We start from the raw sequence: 17,151 nt of genomic DNA, 5'->3' as shown, positions 1-17,151 counted from the left end.
CGGCGGCAGCCCGAAGGGACAGCCGCCTATTGCCGATGGCGAATGGCCGGAGCCTGAAGGACTGGATCAAGCCAGCTTCTTTAGGACCTCTGGCAAAGCCCTTTCGAAGAGGGCCATCTCCGCTTCCGGTCCAGTGCTGACCCGAATGCAGCGATTGAGGGGCGCGACTCCCGGCATGCGGATGAATATGCCATGGTCGCTCATCAAGGTATCGACGATGGCGCGGGCGTAGACCGCATCCTTGCCGCAGTCGATTGCGACGAAATTTGTGGCGGATGCAAGAGGCGACAGGCCGCAATCCGTGGCGATTGTCGCTATTCGCTGGCGGGACGCCGCGATCTTTGTCGTCACCTCTTTCAGATAATCCTGATCCGCCAATGCCGCGATCGCAGCAGCGACGCCGATCCGGTTCATGCCGAAATGGTTGCGGATCTTGTCGAAGGCTTGGGCGGTGCCCGGCGTTGTCACGACGTAGCCGACACGTGAGCCGGCCAGCCCGTAGGCCTTCGAGAACGTGCGCGTGCGCACCACGTTCGGCCGATCGATCAGCGCCTCGATGGCAGGCAGGGCTTCGGTCGGTGCCGTTTCACTATAGGCCTCGTCCAGAATGAAAAGCGTGGTTTCCGGCAGGGCCTTGGCGAAGTCGACGATACGGTCGGCCGTCCACCAACTTCCCATGGGATTGTCCGGATTGGCGAAGTAGACCAGCGGAGCGTTCTCGCGCTTGACCGCCTGAAGCAGGCCGTCGAGGTCTTCGCGATCGCCGGCATAGGGTACCGTCACCAGCCGACCGCCGTGACCGACGACATGATAGTTGAAGGTGGGGTAGGCGCCGAGGGACGTGACCACCGGCATTCCCGGCTCGATCACCATCCGGACGATCTGGCCAAGCAACCCGTCGATGCCTTCGCCGATCGCGATATTTTCAGGGGCGGTGCCGAGATGCGCGGCAAGGGCCTGCTTCAGGTCGTGGTTTTCCGGGTCTGCATACTTCCACGTTCCGCTCGCCGCTTCCGAGATCGCCGTTAGGACACTTTTGGCCGGGCCGAAACCGCTTTCATTGGCGCCGATGCGGGCGGCGATGGCGCGCCCCCGTTGGCGCTCGATCGCCTCCGGGCCGACGAAGGGGATGGTTGACGGGAGAGACTGGATGAGCGGCGTGAAGCGAGAAAATGCGGACATGCTGAATAAGGGCCCCGTTCGAATGAAGTGTCGGGGAACTTATCGCATGCTTTGGCAATTCGGAATCATCCCGACACGAAAAGCTGCCGGAATTGCATTGCCCTTCGTTTCGTCTCGGTCCTGGCCTACGGTCGAGGCTTCGCGTTCTTGACCTGACCGGTAAAGAATTCCTGCCTTATGATCTCGCGCAGCAAGGTTTGCTCGATCGGCTTGATGAACTGGACGCCGATGCGCTCGCCGTTGCGATAGACCTCGGCGCAGCCGATCCTGAGCGACGTACCGACGATATGCAGATAATAGTGTTGCGGCAGGCCGATGCTGGTGTCCACCGCAAAGCTGGCGCCGCCACGCGAGATGTCGATCATCCGGCAAGATCTTACTGAGACGCTGCCGAGACCCGGCTGCACGGCAGTCAGCGTGCCCGCATGCCCGATGGAGAATCGCTCATAGCGCCGCTCGTAGAAAGGCGAGGGGACGCAGGAATACATTGTCTGGTTCTGCATGCGTCATTCTCCGCCAGTGCCGGATCGCGCGGCGCGAACAGTTGCTGAACGCGTCCTCTCGACCCCGGACAATTCATTTGTCCCACATCGCATCGTGGGCAATTTCCACCAATGCCAGAATCAGTTTCGCCGGAGAAACTTGCAATCCCCTGAAATCAATCACTAAAAATCTAATGTCGGTAGCGTATTCAGCAACGTCTCAATAGCGGATCAGATGCCGCCGCTGGAAAATTGCATGCGGATCAGCCGCCGCAGGAAGTCTGGCGAAAGCAGCATGTTGAACCGCACACCCAGTTCGGCGCCTTCGCGATGGACCTGCGAACAGCCGATCTCTTCCTTGAAACCCTCGATTTCCAGGAAGAAGTGTTTGGGTATCAGGATCGCTGCGTTGAAATCGAGCATCGCGCCGGCAATCGAGATGTGGCGCAAGAGGCACTGATATTTGGTCTTTGCCTTCAGGTGCTGGCCGATGACCAGGATCCGGCAGGGGCGCTCGATGAAAAAATGCTGGTAGGTTGTCGCCAACTGCCCGGGCTTCGCTTCGGCGACATGCATCTTCATGGACATGGCAAGCTCCGGGAATGCGCTGTTCTTCGTGACCTGCAGCAGAGCCTATTCCGGAACAGGAATCGATCGCCGCACCGACAGGATGATTGAGCTAAGGAGGATGACTTGCTTCTGCCTTGCGCGGGCGCATGTTCGGCGTTGATAAAATATGGCGCCCGCCCACATTGAAAGCCCCCATCTCATACGTAATACTTTCGTCAGGCATGACCGGATGCGCGGCATGTGGCGCGTCCGAGGGCAACGGGTGAGGGCGTCGTCGTCATTTAAACCACGCCAGTGCGCGGGATGACGCGATGCCGGAGGGAAAGGCATGTTTATGGGGCATTTGCGGCGGTGGCTGCCGCTCGTCATTATATGCATGGTATGGACGGCGGCGATGTCGGGTGGGGCATGGGCGGCCAAGCGCGTCGCTTTGCTGATCGGCAACGAGCAATATGAAGCAACGACGAAGCTCAACAATCCGGCCAACGACGTCGAATTGATGAAGGCTTCCTTCGAAGAGGCCGGCTTCGATTCGGTCACGACGGTTCACGATGTCAGCCGCCAGGACATGGTCAAGGCGTTGCGCGACTTCGAAGACCTCGCCACGGGAGCCGATGTCGCCATTGTCTATTATTCCGGCCACGGGATGGAGATGAATGGCGAGAACTTTCTGCTTCCTGTCGATGTGCAACTGAAGACGGACAAGGATGTAGAAGACGAGGCGATTGGCCTCGACCGTGTCCAACGGTCGCTCGAAGGCGCAACCAAGCTCAAGCTCGTCATTCTCGATGCCTGCCGCAACAATCCCTTTGAACAGAGCATGACACGCTCGATCTCGACGAGAGCGGTCTCGCGTGGCCTGGCCCGCGTCGAACCGGAATCGGCCGACCTGCTCGTGGCCTTCGCCTCAAAGGCAGGCACGGTGGCGCTCGATGGCGAGGGCCGGAACAGTCCCTTTGCCACGGCACTCGCCAAATACCTGACGGAGCCCGGGGTCGACGTCCGAATCGCGCTTGGGAAGGTGCGTGACGAGGTGGTGTCGGTGACCAATCGCGGTCAGGAACCCTTCGTCTACGGTTCGCTCGGCGGCGCCCAGATCTTCCTCAATATCAAAGAGGTGAACATCAGCATCACCAACGGCGAGCAGCTCTCGCCCAACAGCCAGTCGGCAGCCGCAGCCGACTGGCAGAACATTCGCGATCTGGCCGACAAGGATCTGCTGACCGCCTTCCTGGCCAAGCACGGTTCGGACCCGGTCTATAGGATGCTTGCCGAGAAGAAGCTGAAGCTTCTGACCGAAGCCGAGCAGACATCGAGCGTGACACCGGATGAGATTGCCTGGGAGGCGCTGAAGCAGTCGACCGATGCGGCCGCCCTAACCCGCTTCATCGAGCGTTATCCCGACAGCAAGCACAAGGCCGAGGCCGAGCAGCAGATCGCGGCACTCGAGCCGCAGAAGGGTCTCAACGTTTCGCCGACCGGCAAGGACACGCAGGCGTCGCGCGACTGCTATCTGCTTGCCGGCGAACCGCAGTCGATGCCTGGCTTCCTCGGCGTCAATTTCCTGAAGCTCGACGCCGAGCGGGCGCTGACGGCCTGTGCACAGGCGGTCAACGAGAACCCTGACGACATGATGCTCGTCAATATGCTCGGACGGGCACAGGATGCCGGCCGCAACTATGTCGATGCGCGGCGCAATTATCAGAAGGCGGCCGAGGGCGGGAACATGTACGCCCTGACGAATCTCGCCTGGTTCTCCATTTATGGGACAGACGGTCCTGTGGATGTGGATCAGGGCAAGCGCATGTTCGAGCAGGCGGCCAATGCCGGCAACGCCTATGGCCAGGCTTCGCTCGGCTGGCTCTACCGCGAGGGATACGGCGGCATTCCACAGGACTATAGCGAGGCCGCCAGATGGTACCGGCTGGCGGCCGACCAGGGCTATGCCAATGCCATGGCGACGATGGGCTGGTTCTATCGTGAAGGCCTGGGGCTGCCAAAGGATCTGGTGCAATCGCTCTCCTGGTACAAGAAAGCGGCCGAAGGCGGCGATGCGAACGCGATGTCGTCGCTTGGCTGGGCTTACCAGAATGGGCTCGGCACCGAGCAGAACTATCCGGAAGCTAAGGTCTGGTACGAGAAAGCGGCCAATATCGGTGATTCCTATTCGATGGCGCTGCTCGGCTGGTTCTATGACATCGGCAACGGCGTCCCCCAGGACTATGCGCAGGCGCGCACCTGGTACGAAATGGCGGCAAATGCCGGTAGTGCCTATGCCATGGGCAATCTCAGCCGTCTTTATGACTATGGTCTCGGAACCAAGGCAGATGCGAAGGAAGCAGTTCGCTGGGCCGCCGCAAGCGTCGAAGGTGGCGACCCGGCCAAGCTGGAGGAACTGAAGGCACAGCCGAACAACTTCACGCCGGCCTTCCGCAAGGAGATGCAGAGCCTGCTTAAGGATCGTGGTTACTATAGTGGCCCGATCGACGGCGACTTCGGCGCCGCTACCCAGCAGGCGATCGAGCGTCTCGCGCGCAAATCATAAGCGCAGTCACATCCGCTGAGATCAAGGGCGCCGGCAACTCCCGGCGCTTTTGTTTGGGTTGGCGAAGGGCATGGGCGCCCGCAAGTGCACTCGACTTCGATGTCTCCAACACGAAAATGAGGGGAATTGCCGGAAACCGACAAAAAAATCTTGCATTGGCTGCGGACTGACACTAGTCAGGCGCTAACGGAGAGGTGGCCGAGTGGTCGAAGGCGCTCCCCTGCTAAGGGAGTATACCGGAAACGGTATCGAGGGTTCGAATCCCTTCTTCTCCGCCACCCTTGCACACCGACAGCATGTTATCTCGACGGCATGGCTCGTTTTCCGAGCGGCCGGCAATTTTTCCCAAATCCTGAATTGAACATTGCGATTGCACGAGACGGGCGCAGCTTGGTCTCGCTGGTCATGCGCCCTGCTTCGAGTTGGGACTGCGGGAATCCGTCCTGCAGAATCAGGAGCGCGCCATCGATGGGCGAATCTCACCGTTGATTCTGATGATTCTTTCGGTCGCTTGCGCCCGATCCTGTTCTCATTCCTCGGGGTGAACGCGAATTTGGCAGCGCATCGCCGGGATGAAGTTGCCGGCTGTCGCCCCGGATTCCCGCATTTTGGGCTGCTTTCTGCCTCTTTCTGGAACAGGCTATGGGTTTTCCCCATATGCTAAACCCCTGCTGGCAAAGGATTTTCTTAATGCTTTGTTAATTTTCTTCGGGGGTCTGAGGCGATTTTGTGTCGTTTCAGCAACAGGGTCCGGCGAAGGGCGATGCAAAGGACATGATCTCGCCAGTTGGACGTTGCGCCGATGATCCGGTCTTGTATTTTCAACTCCGGAAGCAAGGGCGGTTGATCGTCCGACTTCTTGAACGTTGGGGATGGGGCAGGGAACGCTGTCCTTCAGCAAAATACCCAGACCCGTTTGAAACTTTTGACTGGAGGTCAGAAATGAACATCAAGAGCCTTCTTCTCGGCTCCGCTGCTGCTCTCGCAGCAGTCTCCGGCGCACAGGCAGCCGACGCAATCGTCGCAGCCGAGCCGGAGCCCATGGAATACGTTCGCGTTTGCGACGCTTTCGGCACTGGCTACTTCTACATCCCGGGCACCGAAACCTGCCTCAAGATCGGCGGCTTCATCCGTTTCCAGACTTCGTTCGGTGATAACGCCTCGCAGAGCCGTTACAACCAGGCGGATCATGACTTCCTCGACAACGGCGGTCCGAACTACTCCACGTCTGACTGGGATGCCTTCTCGCGCGCTTACATCTCGTTCGACGCCAAGAGCGACACCGAGTACGGCACGCTCACCGGCTTCTTCGCTGCTGAATTCAACGCTGACAACGACACCGACGAAGGCGACAGCGACTTCATCGACGTCGATGAAGCCTACATCCAGCTCGGCGGCCTGAAGGCTGGTTTCTTCTACAACTGGTGGGATAAGGGCCTGAACGGCGAAACCGACTCGCTCGGCAACGTCACCGAGTTCAACTCGATCGCCTACATCTACGACGGTGGTTCGTTCCAGGCTGGTCTCTCGGTTGACGAGCTGGAAGGCTGGTCCACCAAGGCTAACGGCATTGGCGTTTCCGGTATCGTTTCGGCTTCGTTCGGCGGCGTTTCGTTCGACCTGCTCGGTGGCTACGACACCGAATGGGAAGAAGGCGCACTCCGCGCTCTGCTCTCGGCTGACGTCGGTCCGGGCGTATTCCAGATCGCTGGTATCTGGGCTTCGAACCCGAACACCTACTGGGCTGCTTCCGAGTGGTCCGTTGCAGCTTCGTACCGCTGGAACGCTACCGAGAAGCTCGCTATCACCCCCGGCGTTCAGTACTTCGGCAGCCTGCAGGACACGTTCACCGACTTCGGTGGCGACGACGCATGGCAGGCTGGCGTAACGGTTGACTACAAGATCACCGAAGGCCTGGCTACCCGCGTATCGGTTCAGTACAGCGATGCTGACAACAGCGACGACGAAGTATTCGGCTTCGTCCGCCTGCAGCGCGACTTCTAATATCATCTGACCTCGGTCAGAAGAGAGAAGCCCGGCTTTCGAGCCGGGCTTTTTCGTTTTCGGAAGGCGCGTCACATAGCGGCGGGGCATGTGCCTTGGTGATGAAGGCAGTCCGCTTGCGCTCGATCCGGTTTACGCCTGCGTCTTTGATTAAGTCGGCTGCAGCTCAGCGTTTGCTTGTGATGCCGTTGACAAAAGCGGTGATCGCCTGCCTTGGGCCATCGAGGTGCAGCAGCGGTGCATGCCCCTGGCCGGTTGCCGTGCTCGCCAACACTCCGGCGTGCCGGCCGCGCATCTCACGCACCGTTGCCTCCGTGAGAAGGCGTGAGTGTTCGCCGCGAATGACCAGGAGCGGGAACTGAGCCAAGGCATCGAACTGGGGCCAAAGATCGGGAAGGGCCGTTTCGGCTGTCAGTCCCAGCAGCTGTCGGGCTATTGCCGGATCAAAATCCGCAACCGGAACACCATCCTCGTCACGATAGATGGCCCGCACCATTTGCAGCCAGTCGAATTCGCCAAGTGCTGGAAAGTCTCGGCCATGGATGGCCTTCAAGTAGCCAGGCGCCTCAGTCCAGCTCTTAGGTCCGTCTGCTGCATTGAGATAGTCCCGTATGGCCAGCAAGCCGCCGACTTCAATGACCGGTCCAATATCGTTGAGCACGACACCCGCGATCAAGCCAGGGGCAAGCCCGACCAAGTGGTGCAGGATCAATCCTCCGCGGGACGTGCCGATGAAGATTGCCTTGTCGATGGTGAAATAGGCGCAGGCCGCGATCACATCGGATGTTTCGACGGCAATCGTATAGTGGCTCTTGTCCTCGTCGCGACCTGAGTTTCCTCGCCCGCGATAATCCAGCGCTATCACGGGTGACCCACCACCGGCGGCCGAGGCGAGGAAACGGGCAAGATCGTGAAAATCACGGCCATTGCGTGTCAGGCCAGGCAGGCAGACAATCGGTGTCGCCGCCGCCGGATGAATTTCAGGCCCGTAGCTTCGGGCGTAAAGCGTCAAGCCGTCGCTTCCCTGGAAACGATGCTCGCGATACTCATCCTGATCCATCCTCGCCCTTCCGCGCAGTAACTCTTGTGAATGGTGGTCTTCGACGGGGAAATGGTAGCCATTGACGGAGAAAGGGCAAGGCTGCGCTCGGGTGCGTTGACGGTCGCGTTCATTTCACGACCCGGCATCCGCGGTGTCCACTAATCGCTTTGCGCGCGCACCAATCGGATGGTGAGGGGACGGAGGGCCTTTCCCTCAGCAAGGTTTGGCGAACTGAGAAGCGTCAGCATCGACGCGCGCAGGAAGTCTCGTCAGTAGGGCGAATAGCATTGCCTTCTTGAGCCGCTATATGGCTGGTAGCTATTGTCCCACGCCCGATAGGATCGATAGCGCGCATAGCACCAACGCGTATGTGCGCTGCCGCCGACCACTCGCGGCTGATTATAGTATCTGGGTTGGCTCAACAGGCCGCCGACAATCGCGCCTGCTGCCAATCCGCCGATAAAGGCGCCGACGTCGTTGTCGTCGTCGCGATAGTACCGCCGATAGCGGTCGCGATAGTAGCCATCGCGGTAGTACCCGTCTCGATAGCGGCGATCACGATCCCGGTAGTAACCTCGCCCGCGACCGCAATAAGGCAGACCGCAGCCCGGACGACTTTTTCGCGCTTCCCCACGCTCGTAGGGGAACTGCACGCGTTGGACATCGGTGGCGCGAGAGGTCGTCTGAAACGCGACCTGTGGAGCGATCGGAAATGCATTGGCCGGCGCAACACCGCTGATTGCCGTCACGATCGACAGGGCAAGAACTGTCAACGTCTTCATTGTGTTCACCATTTCCTTCCGGAACAATCGAACCTCGAAAAGGAAATGGTTGAGATGATCGTTTGTGCCGCTCCCGATCATCACGATTGCTTGATCGGCGAAAATGTTCCTAGGGCTGCCGTCCCATTCTCAGATCTTCAACAATGTCGGCCTTTTGCCCGAGCCTCGACTTGTAGACCTGATAGTTTTCCATGACCCTTTGCACATAGTTGCGAGTTTCCTGGAAAGGAATGCGCTCGATCCAGTCAACGACCTCGTCAATCGGCTTGCCGCGTGGATCGCCGTAGCGGTCGAGCCACTCCGGAACGCGGCGCGGGCCGGCATTGTAGGCGATGAAGGTGAGGATATAGGAACCGCCGAAACTGTTGATCTGCTCGCCGAGATAGTGTGCGCCAAGCGTAGCGTTGTAACCAGCATCACTGGTTAGGCGCTCCTGCGAATAGGCAAGACCGTAGCGACTGGCGACGCCCTTGGCCGTGCCAGGCATCAGTTGCAAGAGGCCGCGCGCGTTGGCGGTGGAAATCGCCTGCGGATTGAAGGCGCTCTCCTGGCGTGCGATCGCATAGGCAAGTGCCTTGCCGGAACCATCGATGTTCGCGCTCGATGGAATGACGCCGACGGGGAAGGCGAGGGCGGCGACGTCGATGCCGCGGCCGAATGCGATCTTGCCGACCTGAAGCGAGAGCTGGTGGTTGCCACTTTTTTCCGCGCGGGCCGAGAGCAGCGCCAGCTCGCCGGGGCTCGTAAGTTCGTCGGCCAGAGCCCGGTAAATGCTGTCGGCGCGCCAGGCGTGGCCGGCGGCCTCGAGCCGCGCGATGGCACGCACCGCTTCCCGGTTCTCGAACCGCGCGCGGTCATCCGTCGATGGGGCTGGGTAGGCGACGTTCAATGTCTTGCGGCCGAGCCGGGCGGCGGCGAGCTGGCCGTAGAATGTACCGGGATAGCGCGCGGCATTGGCGAAATACGCGCTTGCATCGCCCGGCGCGCCTGCCTCGGCAGATCGGCCGAGCCAGTACCACGCGCGGGAAGCGGAAAGCGGGCGATTGGAGACGTCGAGGATGCGGCGGAAATGGCGCGCTGCGGTTGCCGGATCTTCCATGCCGCGCAATGCGTACCAGCCCGCGTGAAACTCGGCATCGACGACGTCGGTTGTCTCGGTTGCCAAATGGCCGGCCGCGATCCGGTAGGCGCCGCGAAAATCGCCCACATCGAGCAGGCCGCGACTGACGACGCGCTGTTCGACCCACCATTCGCCAGGGTTGATCAGCGCCCCTCGGTCCTTCGGCATGCGGGCGAGCAGCTTGGCCGCTTCCTCGTACTTCTTCTGTTTGCGCAAGGCCTCGATCTGGATGAAGATAAAGGCCGGGTCCTTGTGCCAGGACGGGTCGACAGCCGCAATCAAGGCTGAAGCCTTGTCACTGCCGCGGTTGACCGCTGCCCAGGCGCGATAGAGCGATTGCGCTTTGCCAAGATCGCCGAAGCGTTCGGCCTGCTCGACGCGGTTGCGGTAAAGCAACATGGCCATGCGCTGCTGGTGGTCGGCAATCGTCAGCAGGCCGGAGAACTCGGCCAGTATTTTCGTCTCGGTATCCTTGTCGAGCCCCTCGCGCTGCCAGACCGTGCGCAGCCATTTGGCCGCGGCATCGCTCTGGCCTTCGGCGACGAGTGCACGGGCAAGGATGATCGTGCCCTCGGTCGTTTCGGGCTCGGTCTTGCCAAACGCGGCGAGGATGTCGGTCGCCGGCGGGTTCTCGCGATAAAGTGCGCGTTCCGAATTGGCGCGCAGCGATTTCAGGCCTGGCCATCCCTGGAGCTCTTTCTGCGCCTCGGCGATCTCGAAGGACGGAATGCCGCGCTGGCCCGAAACGGCGATGGCCCAGGTCAGGATATGACGATCGAGCGAGCCTTCGGCCATGGCGTCGCGGATTGTGATCGCCATTGACGGTTGCTTTTTGGAAAGAGCGTCGAGGCCCGTCTTCAGATCGCTGCTGATCGGGGTTGCGATCGCCGGAATGGCATTCGTCGTTTCGTCGGTCACGGTTGGCGCCGCCTTGTTTGCGGCGTCAGGCTTGCGCATCGGAACCGGTACCCGGTCAAGTGTTTCGGAGCTGAGCGCCGACGAGGCGAAAAGTGCAGCGCCGATGATGGCGGCAACAGGCAGGAAGATTGGTCTGCGCATGTAGAGCCCGTATTCCCCGTGTCTCACATTCCTTTGCCGCAACGCCACGGCTAGCGGCCAACTTCACTCATAGCAATTGCACCAGCCGACTCCCGACTCCGGCTGGCGGGTATCGGTTATGCAGGCCGAACATCAAGCTTTTGCGTGAAAACCGCTATGAAATGCCGTGTCACGACGCTTGCCGCAGCCACCTCACATGATTATGGTGCGGCAGTTTTTTAACCGTCGATTACGGCCAAAGCGTGAGTGCATGGATCGCTTTTGCGCCGTCAGGAGTTGTGCATGTTCAAGGGTTCCATTCCCGCTCTCGTAACACCGTTCACCGCGACTGGCGCGGTGGATGCGGATGGTTTCGTCGCGCATGTGGAATGGCAGATAAAAGAAGGCAGCCATGGTCTGGTGCCCGTGGGCACGACTGGCGAGTCTCCGACCCTGTCGCATAGCGAGCACAAGAAGGTTGTGGAGCTCTGCATCGAAGCCGCGGCCAAGCGCGTTCCGGTGATCGCAGGTGCTGGTTCGAACAACACGACGGAAGCGATCGAGCTGGCGCAGCACGCCGAAAAGGCCGGTGCGGATGCGATCCTGGTCGTGACGCCCTACTACAACAAGCCGACGCAGAAGGGCCTGTTTGCCCACTACGCTTCCATCGCCGGCAGCGTGAAGCTGCCGATCGTCATCTACAACATTCCCGGTCGTTCGGTCGTCGACATGAGCGTCGAGACCATGGCGGCTCTGACCAAGGCCTATGCCAACATCATCGGCGTCAAGGATGCGACCGGCAAGATCGAGCGCGTGTCCGAGCAGCGCATGGCCTGCGGCCCGGATTTCGTCCAGCTTTCAGGCGAAGACGCAACGGCGCTCGGCTTCAATGCCCATGGCGGCGTCGGTTGCATCTCGGTCACGGCAAACGTCGCGCCGCGCCTTTGCGCCGAGTTCCAGGAAGCGACACTTGCCGGCGACTACGCCAAGGCACTCGCCTACCAGGACAAGTTGATGCCGCTGCACAAGGCGATCTTCATGGAGCCTGGCGTCTGCGGCGCCAAGTATGCGCTGAACCGCCTTGGCCGGATGAGCCGCGCCGTGCGCTCGCCGTTGTTGCCGACGCTTGAGCCGGCAACCGAAGCGGCGATCGATGCGGCGCTGAAACATGCAGGATTGATGAACTGATGGCACCCAAAGGAAGCCAGCGCACGGTCAACAAGGTTGTTGCGGAAAACCGGAAGGCCCGCTTCAACTACGAGATCGTCGACACCTACGAGGCCGGTCTGGTTCTGACCGGCACCGAGGTCAAGTCGCTGCGCGAAGGCAAGGCCAACATCGCGGAATCCTACGCGACGGACGAAGGTGGGGAGATCTGGCTGATCAATTCCTATCTGCCGGAGTATCTACAGGCGAACCGCTTCAACCACGAAACCCGTCGCCGGCGAAAGCTGCTTCTGTCCAAGCGCGAGGTCAACCGGCTGCAAGGGGCGGTCAATCGCGAGGGCATGTCGCTGATCCCGCTCAAGATCTACTTCAACGACCGCGGTCGGGCCAAGCTTGAGTTGGCGCTCGGCAAGGGCAAGAAGCTGCACGACAAGCGCGAGACGTCGAAGGAGCGTGATTGGAACCGGCAGAAGAACCGCTTGCTCAAGGATCGCGGCTAAGACCGGCGCGCCCGGTTGAGCCCGGCATCAGGGCCATCACGCACGACAGTCTGACCAAGGGACGTCAGCCGGCCAGACGGCGCGTTCAAGTCTCCCTGAAATGAGAAACACGCCGCTGATTGAAAAGGCTCTGCTCCGAGCGGCGCTTTGCGCCGTCTCCGGTAACGTTTCAGATTCCGATTAACGTTTTAGATTTCGACCGGGTCTGCAACCGGCTCCGTGTGCCGTGGTGTGCGCTCGGAGGGTTCGCGGCCGATTTCCGCTCGCAGCGTGGCAAGATCGATGAAGTGATCGGCCTGGCGCCGCAGGTCGTCGGCGATCATCGGCGGCTGGGTCGACATCGTCGATACGACGGAAACCTTCCGGCCCTTGCGCTGCAGAGCTTCGACGAGCGTCGTGAAATCGCCGTCGCCGGAGAAGATGACGAGGTGATCGACAGTCTCGGACTGTTCCATGGCGTCGATCGCAAGTTCGATGTCCATGTTGCCCTTGATCTTGCGACGGCCAAGCGAGTCGGTGAATTCCTTGGCTGGCTTAGTCACGACCTTGTAACCGTTATAGTCTAGCCAGTCGATCAGCGGGCGGATTGAAGAGTATTCCTGGTCTTCGATGAGAGCAGTGTAGTAATAGGCACGCAGCAAATAGCCGCGCTTCTGGAATGCCTTGAGGAGTTTGCGATAGTCGATGTCGAAGCCGAGACTCTTCGATGCGGCGTACAGATTGGCGCCGTCGATAAAAAGTGCGATTTTTTCGCGGGGGTCGAACATCGTCTTTCCTTTTCAATGCCGGCGCATCAAATGCCACCTGCCGGCCGATACGCAAAAGTAAGTCGTTTACATTAATGATTGCTGATATGGCAAATAATGTAGGCTAGGCATTGCATTATTCCAGCAAGACGCTTGCGAATATAGCTAGTTTTAGCAGTTGCTATAGGTCCTCCACACCCCTTGGAAGCCTTTTCTACCAGGCGTTTTCGCATCGTGGTTAACGATGCAACCGGTGTGTGTAGTGAAGGTTCTCCTGCCCCGTTGCGATCGCATTTTATCACGATGTGTGACGTTACGTGAGCACCACTTGAAGGAAAAACTTGAACTTGCCTTGTTTTGATTGTATCCGGGCGACTAATTCCAGAAATCGGAGCCGACCAGGCCGTCGCTAGACGGCTGTTCCGGTTTCGAGTCGTCAATCCGTGCAGCGGTGATGCCGCCGCGCTTCGAGCCCAAAAGGACAGGCAATGGCCCGCGTCACCGTCGAAGATTGCATCGACAAGGTCGATAACCGTTTCGAACTCGTTCTGCTTGCCAGCCACCGCGCGCGCCTGATTTCTCAGGGTGCCGCCATCACCATTGACCGCGACAACGACAAGAACCCGGTCGTTGCGCTCCGCGAAATTGCCGACGAGACGCTGTCGCCGGGCGATCTCAAGGAAGACCTCATCCATTCGCTGCAGAAGCATGTCGAGGTGGACGAGCCCGAGCCCGATCCGGCTTCGCTGGTCCAGGCCGATGCGGAAACGACGTTTGCGGAAGTTGCCGAAGACGACGACCAGCCGGAAGCAATCACCTTCGACCGCATGTCGGAAGAAGAACTGCTGGCAGGCATCGAAGGTTTGGTTCCGCCGGAAAAGAGCGACGACTACTGAGATCCGTCGCGGAACGCCCGTTCCCACGTGTTTTCAAAGGAGTGCGCCACTCGTATGATTGGCGCACTTTTTTATTGACTTCTTCTACGGCGCCGCGCGTCTTGTCAGGCGGGCAACGATCGCTGTAGCACTTTGAATTGCTGCATGTTTTCCTCTTTGATCGGGCACGACTAAAGGAAACATGCGGTAGAGCGGGATGAGGAAAAGTGCATGCGGTTTTCCGCCCGCATCCCGCTTTGCTGATGAGAAACGATCACGTTCATGATTTTGGGTCGATTCGACCTGAAATCCTCCTGCTCTAAAGGACCGCCAGCGAATGATGCGCCAATACGAGCTCGTTGAGCGCGTGCAGAAATACAAGCCCGACGCCAATGAAGCCTTGCTGAACAAGGCCTATGTCTACGCGATGCAGAAGCATGGCCAGCAGAAGCGGGCAAGCGGCGATCCTTATATCTCCCATCCCCTGGAAGTGGCGGCGATCCTGACAGAAATGCGGCTCGACGAGTCGACCATCGCCGTGGCGCTGTTGCACGACACGATCGAGGACACGACGGCGACGCGGCAGGAAATCGATGACCTCTTCGGCGAGGACATCGGCGCGCTTGTCGAGGGCCTGACCAAGATCAAGAAGCTCGACCTCGTTACCAAAAAGGCCAAGCAAGCCGAGAACCTGCGCAAATTGCTGCTGGCGATCTCCGACGACGTGCGGGTGCTTCTGGTCAAGCTCGCCGACCGTCTGCACAACATGCGCACGCTCGACCACATGTCGGCTGAAAAGCGCGCGCGCATCTCCGAAGAAACCATGGACATCTATGCGCCGCTCGCCGGCCGCATGGGTATGCAGGACATGCGTGAGGAACTCGAAAACCTCTCATTCCGCCATATCAACCCGGAAGCCTTCGAGACCGTGACCCGGCGACTGGAAGAATTGTCCCAGCGCAATGAGGGTCTGATCAAGAAGATCGAAGACGAACTGCGAGAACTTCTTCAGGCCGAAGGTTTGAAGGCGGCGCAGGTCAAGGGCCGACAGAAGAAGCCTTATTCGGTCTTTCGCAAGATGCAGTCGAAATCGCTGTCCTTCGAGCAGCTTTCCGACGTCTGGGGTTTCCGTATCATCGTCGACGACATCCAGTCCTGTTACCGCGCGCTCGGCATCGTTCACACGCGCTGGCGGGTCGTGCCCGGCCGGTTCAAGGATTACATCTCGACACCCAAGCAGAACGATTATCAGTCGATCCACACCACGATCGTCGGCCCGTCGCGCCAGCGCATCGAGCTGCAGATCCGCACGCGGCGCATGAACGACATCGCCGAGTACGGCATCGCTGCACACTCGCTCTATAAGGACGGGGAGGGGAATTCGACCGATACGGCGCTGTCGCCGACGTCGAACGCCTATTCCTGGCTGAGGCGCACGATCGAATCCCTCGCCGAGGGCGACAATCCGGAAGAGTTCCTGGAGCATACCAAGCTCGAACTGTTCCAGGACCAGGTGTTCTGCTTCACGCCCAAGGGCCAGTTGATCGCGCTGCCGCGCGGTGCGACGCCGATCGACTTTGCCTATGCGGTTCACACCAACATCGGCGATACCTGCGTCGGCGCAAAAATCAACGGTCGCATCATGCCGCTGGTCACCCGTCTTAATAACGGCGACGAGGTGGAGATCATTCGCTCCGGCATTCAGGTGCCGCCGCCGGCCTGGGAGGAGATCGTCGTCACCGGCAAGGCGCGCTCAGCCATCCGCCGCGCGACTCGCGCTGCCATTCGCAAGCAATATGCCGGCCTCGGCTACCGCATCCTGGAGCGTACCTTCGAGCGGGCCGGCAAGGCATTCTCGCGCGAGGCGCTGAAGCCGGCGCTGCATCGTCTCGGCCAGAAGGAGGTCGAAGATGCGATCGCCTCGGTCGGTCGCGGTGAACTGTCCTCGCTCGACGTCCTGCGTGCGGTCTTCCCGGACCACCAGGATGAGCGCGTGACGGTCAAGCCGAGCGCCGACGACGGCTGGTTCAACATGCGCAGTGCCGCCGGCATGGTGTTCAAGCTGCCGGGTCTTGGTAAAGATCAGAACGGTGCGGTTCTGGCCGAAGGACCGGAAGCCCTGCCCATTCGAGGCCTGTCGGGCAATGCCGAGGTGCATTTCAGTCCAGCCGGTGCGATTCCCGGAGACCGCATCGTCGGCATCATGGAGAAGGACAAGGGCATCACCATCTATCCGATCCAGTCGCCGATCCTGCAGAAGTTCGATGACGAACCTGAGCGCTGGATCGATGTGCGCTGGGACCTGGACGAGGCCAACAGCAGTCGGTTCATGGCGCGCATCGCGATCAGCGCCCTGAACGAGCCGGGGACCCTCGCCGAGGTCGCCCAGGCGATCGCCACCAGCGACGTCAACATCCGTTCGCTGTCGATGGGGCGTGTGGCGGCGGACTTCAGCGAGTTGCAGTTCGATCTCGAAGTCTGGGACCTGCGTCAGCTCAACCATCTGATCGCCCAACTCAAGGAGCTGCCGAGCGTTTCGATGGTCAAGCGTCTCTTCGAATGAGCCTGCGAGCGCCTCGCGGCGGGCGCGCTTGCGCCGCCGCGTGGTGCCTCTGTCACATGCCGTCATCGGATCCTGATTGTCTCCTCGCGGGCAAATGCCTTCGAAACAGGCATGTGACGCATAATAAAACGACGAGGCATGCTTTGCGTGCATGGCTGCCGCCTTTTCCTGGATCTGGTGGAAAAGGAGCCTCTAAACTATCTTCTGGGTCGGGAGGTAAACAAAGAGGTTTGCCATGTTTAATCAGTTGAAGAAGATCACCCGCGCACTGCGCGTTCCCACCCAGGAAGAGCGCGAGCTCGCCTACCTCAACAGCTCGGTTGATCGCATCGATCTCGAGTATCGTCAGCGTCAGATCGACCGCGGCCTGTTCCGCAACGGCTACTAAGCGACGCGCGCCGATCGCGTCCCGTCCGATGACGGGATGCTGGAAGCTATGCGTCTGGAGAATGGCTTTGCTGCGACATATGCGCGGCTGCCGGCGGGTTGCAAGCGATCGGCATGACGCCTATCTTGCGGCCAGCAGAAAGGCGGA

Annotated in this window: 14 protein-coding genes and 1 tRNA gene; 8 read left to right on the top strand and 7 right to left on the bottom strand. The window is 60.0% G+C overall.

Annotated features, from left to right (window positions below):
- Positions 1 to 66: 66 nt before the first annotated feature.
- The 3 genes from MKZ91_RS05645 to MKZ91_RS05635 all read right to left on the bottom strand — a co-directional run bounded on the left by MKZ91_RS05645 (position 67) and on the right by MKZ91_RS05635 (position 2,252).
- Complete coding sequence (locus tag MKZ91_RS05645) at positions 67 to 1,182, bottom strand: pyridoxal phosphate-dependent aminotransferase (protein WP_336168883.1); 1,116 nt, start codon at positions 1,180 to 1,182, stop codon at positions 67 to 69.
- 125 nt (positions 1,183 to 1,307) lie between these two features.
- Positions 1,308 to 1,685: a PilZ domain-containing protein gene (locus tag MKZ91_RS05640; protein WP_336168881.1), complete on the bottom strand. Its 378-nt coding sequence runs from the start codon at positions 1,683 to 1,685 to the stop codon at positions 1,308 to 1,310.
- 210 nt (positions 1,686 to 1,895) lie between these two features.
- Complete coding sequence (locus tag MKZ91_RS05635) at positions 1,896 to 2,252, bottom strand: hypothetical protein (protein ID WP_336168877.1); 357 nt, start codon at positions 2,250 to 2,252, stop codon at positions 1,896 to 1,898.
- A 376-nt stretch (positions 2,253 to 2,628) separates the two neighbouring features.
- On the opposite strand from MKZ91_RS05635, the gene MKZ91_RS05630 reads away from it, so the two are divergent.
- The 3 genes from MKZ91_RS05630 to MKZ91_RS05620 all read left to right on the top strand — a co-directional run bounded on the left by MKZ91_RS05630 (position 2,629) and on the right by MKZ91_RS05620 (position 6,783).
- Entirely contained in the window at positions 2,629 to 4,779 is a 2,151-nt protein-coding gene (locus tag MKZ91_RS05630; RefSeq protein ID WP_336168876.1) for a caspase family protein, read from the top strand.
- A 188-nt stretch (positions 4,780 to 4,967) separates the two neighbouring features.
- Positions 4,968 to 5,057 (top strand) — tRNA-Ser (locus MKZ91_RS05625).
- 664 nt (positions 5,058 to 5,721) lie between these two features.
- A complete protein-coding gene (locus MKZ91_RS05620; RefSeq protein ID WP_336168875.1) occupies positions 5,722 to 6,783 on the top strand; it encodes a porin in 1,062 nt (353 codons plus the stop codon).
- A 166-nt stretch (positions 6,784 to 6,949) separates the two neighbouring features.
- Here MKZ91_RS05620 and MKZ91_RS05615 read toward each other — a convergent pair whose 3' ends face one another.
- From MKZ91_RS05615 to MKZ91_RS05605, 3 genes are all read right to left on the bottom strand, one after another.
- A complete protein-coding gene (locus MKZ91_RS05615; protein ID WP_336168874.1) occupies positions 6,950 to 7,843 on the bottom strand; it encodes an alpha/beta fold hydrolase in 894 nt (297 codons plus the stop codon).
- A gap of 251 nt (positions 7,844 to 8,094) precedes the next feature.
- On the bottom strand, positions 8,095 to 8,607 hold the full coding sequence (locus MKZ91_RS05610; RefSeq protein ID WP_336168872.1) for a BA14K family protein: 513 nt from the start codon (positions 8,605 to 8,607) through the stop codon (positions 8,095 to 8,097).
- A gap of 109 nt (positions 8,608 to 8,716) precedes the next feature.
- Positions 8,717 to 10,786 carry a lytic transglycosylase domain-containing protein gene (locus tag MKZ91_RS05605; RefSeq protein ID WP_336168870.1) on the bottom strand — a complete coding sequence of 690 codons (2,070 nt, stop codon included), beginning with the start codon at positions 10,784 to 10,786 and terminating at the stop codon, positions 8,717 to 8,719.
- Positions 10,787 to 11,068: 282 nt separating this feature from the next.
- Between MKZ91_RS05605 and dapA the strand changes: the two genes are divergently transcribed.
- Both dapA and smpB read left to right on the top strand, forming a co-directional pair.
- The gene (gene dapA, locus MKZ91_RS05600; RefSeq protein WP_336168868.1) at positions 11,069 to 11,953 is read left to right on the top strand and encodes a 4-hydroxy-tetrahydrodipicolinate synthase; all 885 of its coding nucleotides are present in this window, start codon (positions 11,069 to 11,071) and stop codon (positions 11,951 to 11,953) included.
- Positions 11,953 to 12,432, top strand: a complete 480-nt coding sequence (gene smpB, locus MKZ91_RS05595; protein ID WP_043616668.1) for an SsrA-binding protein SmpB — start codon at positions 11,953 to 11,955, stop codon at positions 12,430 to 12,432. Before dapA ends, smpB begins: the two co-directional genes overlap by 1 nt.
- 188 nt (positions 12,433 to 12,620) lie before the next feature.
- Here smpB and MKZ91_RS05590 read toward each other — a convergent pair whose 3' ends face one another.
- Positions 12,621 to 13,199: a LabA-like NYN domain-containing protein gene (locus tag MKZ91_RS05590; RefSeq protein WP_336168864.1), complete on the bottom strand. Its 579-nt coding sequence runs from the start codon at positions 13,197 to 13,199 to the stop codon at positions 12,621 to 12,623.
- Positions 13,200 to 13,666: 467 nt separating this feature from the next.
- On the opposite strand from MKZ91_RS05590, the gene rpoZ reads away from it, so the two are divergent.
- The 3 genes from rpoZ (at position 13,667) to MKZ91_RS05575 (ending at position 17,004) form a co-directional block, all read left to right on the top strand.
- On the top strand, positions 13,667 to 14,074 hold the full coding sequence (gene rpoZ, locus MKZ91_RS05585) for a DNA-directed RNA polymerase subunit omega (RefSeq protein WP_336168862.1): 408 nt from the start codon (positions 13,667 to 13,669) through the stop codon (positions 14,072 to 14,074).
- 316 nt (positions 14,075 to 14,390) lie between these two features.
- On the top strand, positions 14,391 to 16,616 hold the full coding sequence (locus MKZ91_RS05580; RefSeq protein ID WP_336168860.1) for a RelA/SpoT family protein: 2,226 nt from the start codon (positions 14,391 to 14,393) through the stop codon (positions 16,614 to 16,616).
- 235 nt (positions 16,617 to 16,851) lie between these two features.
- Positions 16,852 to 17,004: a DUF3563 family protein gene (locus MKZ91_RS05575; protein WP_336168858.1), complete on the top strand. Its 153-nt coding sequence runs from the start codon at positions 16,852 to 16,854 to the stop codon at positions 17,002 to 17,004.
- Positions 17,005 to 17,151: the final 147 nt, after the last annotated feature.

It is taken from the genome of Ensifer sp. MJa1 (assembly GCF_037026475.1).
Taxonomy (GTDB): domain Bacteria; phylum Pseudomonadota; class Alphaproteobacteria; order Rhizobiales; family Rhizobiaceae; genus Ensifer.
This window is presented reverse-complemented; position numbering and strand designations above follow the sequence as displayed.

Bases quoted from the DNA above. Each gene is read 5' to 3' on its own strand.
- smpB (WP_043616668.1), top strand. From the start codon at position 11,953: ATGGCACCCAAAGGAAGCCAGCGCACGGTCAACAAGGTTGTTGCGGAA.
- MKZ91_RS05640 (WP_336168881.1), bottom strand. From the start codon at position 1,685: ATGCAGAACCAGACAATGTATTCCTGCGTCCCCTCGCCTTTCTACGAG.
- MKZ91_RS05575 (WP_336168858.1), top strand. From the start codon at position 16,852: ATGTTTAATCAGTTGAAGAAGATCACCCGCGCACTGCGCGTTCCCACC.
- MKZ91_RS05580 (WP_336168860.1), top strand. From the start codon at position 14,391: ATGATGCGCCAATACGAGCTCGTTGAGCGCGTGCAGAAATACAAGCCC.
- MKZ91_RS05635 (WP_336168877.1), bottom strand. From the start codon at position 2,252: ATGTCCATGAAGATGCATGTCGCCGAAGCGAAGCCCGGGCAGTTGGCG.
- MKZ91_RS05645 (WP_336168883.1), bottom strand. From the start codon at position 1,182: ATGTCCGCATTTTCTCGCTTCACGCCGCTCATCCAGTCTCTCCCGTCA.
- MKZ91_RS05590 (WP_336168864.1), bottom strand. From the start codon at position 13,199: ATGTTCGACCCCCGCGAAAAAATCGCACTTTTTATCGACGGCGCCAAT.
- MKZ91_RS05610 (WP_336168872.1), bottom strand. From the start codon at position 8,607: ATGAAGACGTTGACAGTTCTTGCCCTGTCGATCGTGACGGCAATCAGC.
- MKZ91_RS05630 (WP_336168876.1), top strand. From the start codon at position 2,629: ATGTCGGGTGGGGCATGGGCGGCCAAGCGCGTCGCTTTGCTGATCGGC.
- MKZ91_RS05605 (WP_336168870.1), bottom strand. From the start codon at position 10,786: ATGCGCAGACCAATCTTCCTGCCTGTTGCCGCCATCATCGGCGCTGCA.
- MKZ91_RS05620 (WP_336168875.1), top strand. From the start codon at position 5,722: ATGAACATCAAGAGCCTTCTTCTCGGCTCCGCTGCTGCTCTCGCAGCA.
- rpoZ (WP_336168862.1), top strand. From the start codon at position 13,667: ATGGCCCGCGTCACCGTCGAAGATTGCATCGACAAGGTCGATAACCGT.
- MKZ91_RS05615 (WP_336168874.1), bottom strand. From the start codon at position 7,843: ATGGATCAGGATGAGTATCGCGAGCATCGTTTCCAGGGAAGCGACGGC.
- dapA (WP_336168868.1), top strand. From the start codon at position 11,069: ATGTTCAAGGGTTCCATTCCCGCTCTCGTAACACCGTTCACCGCGACT.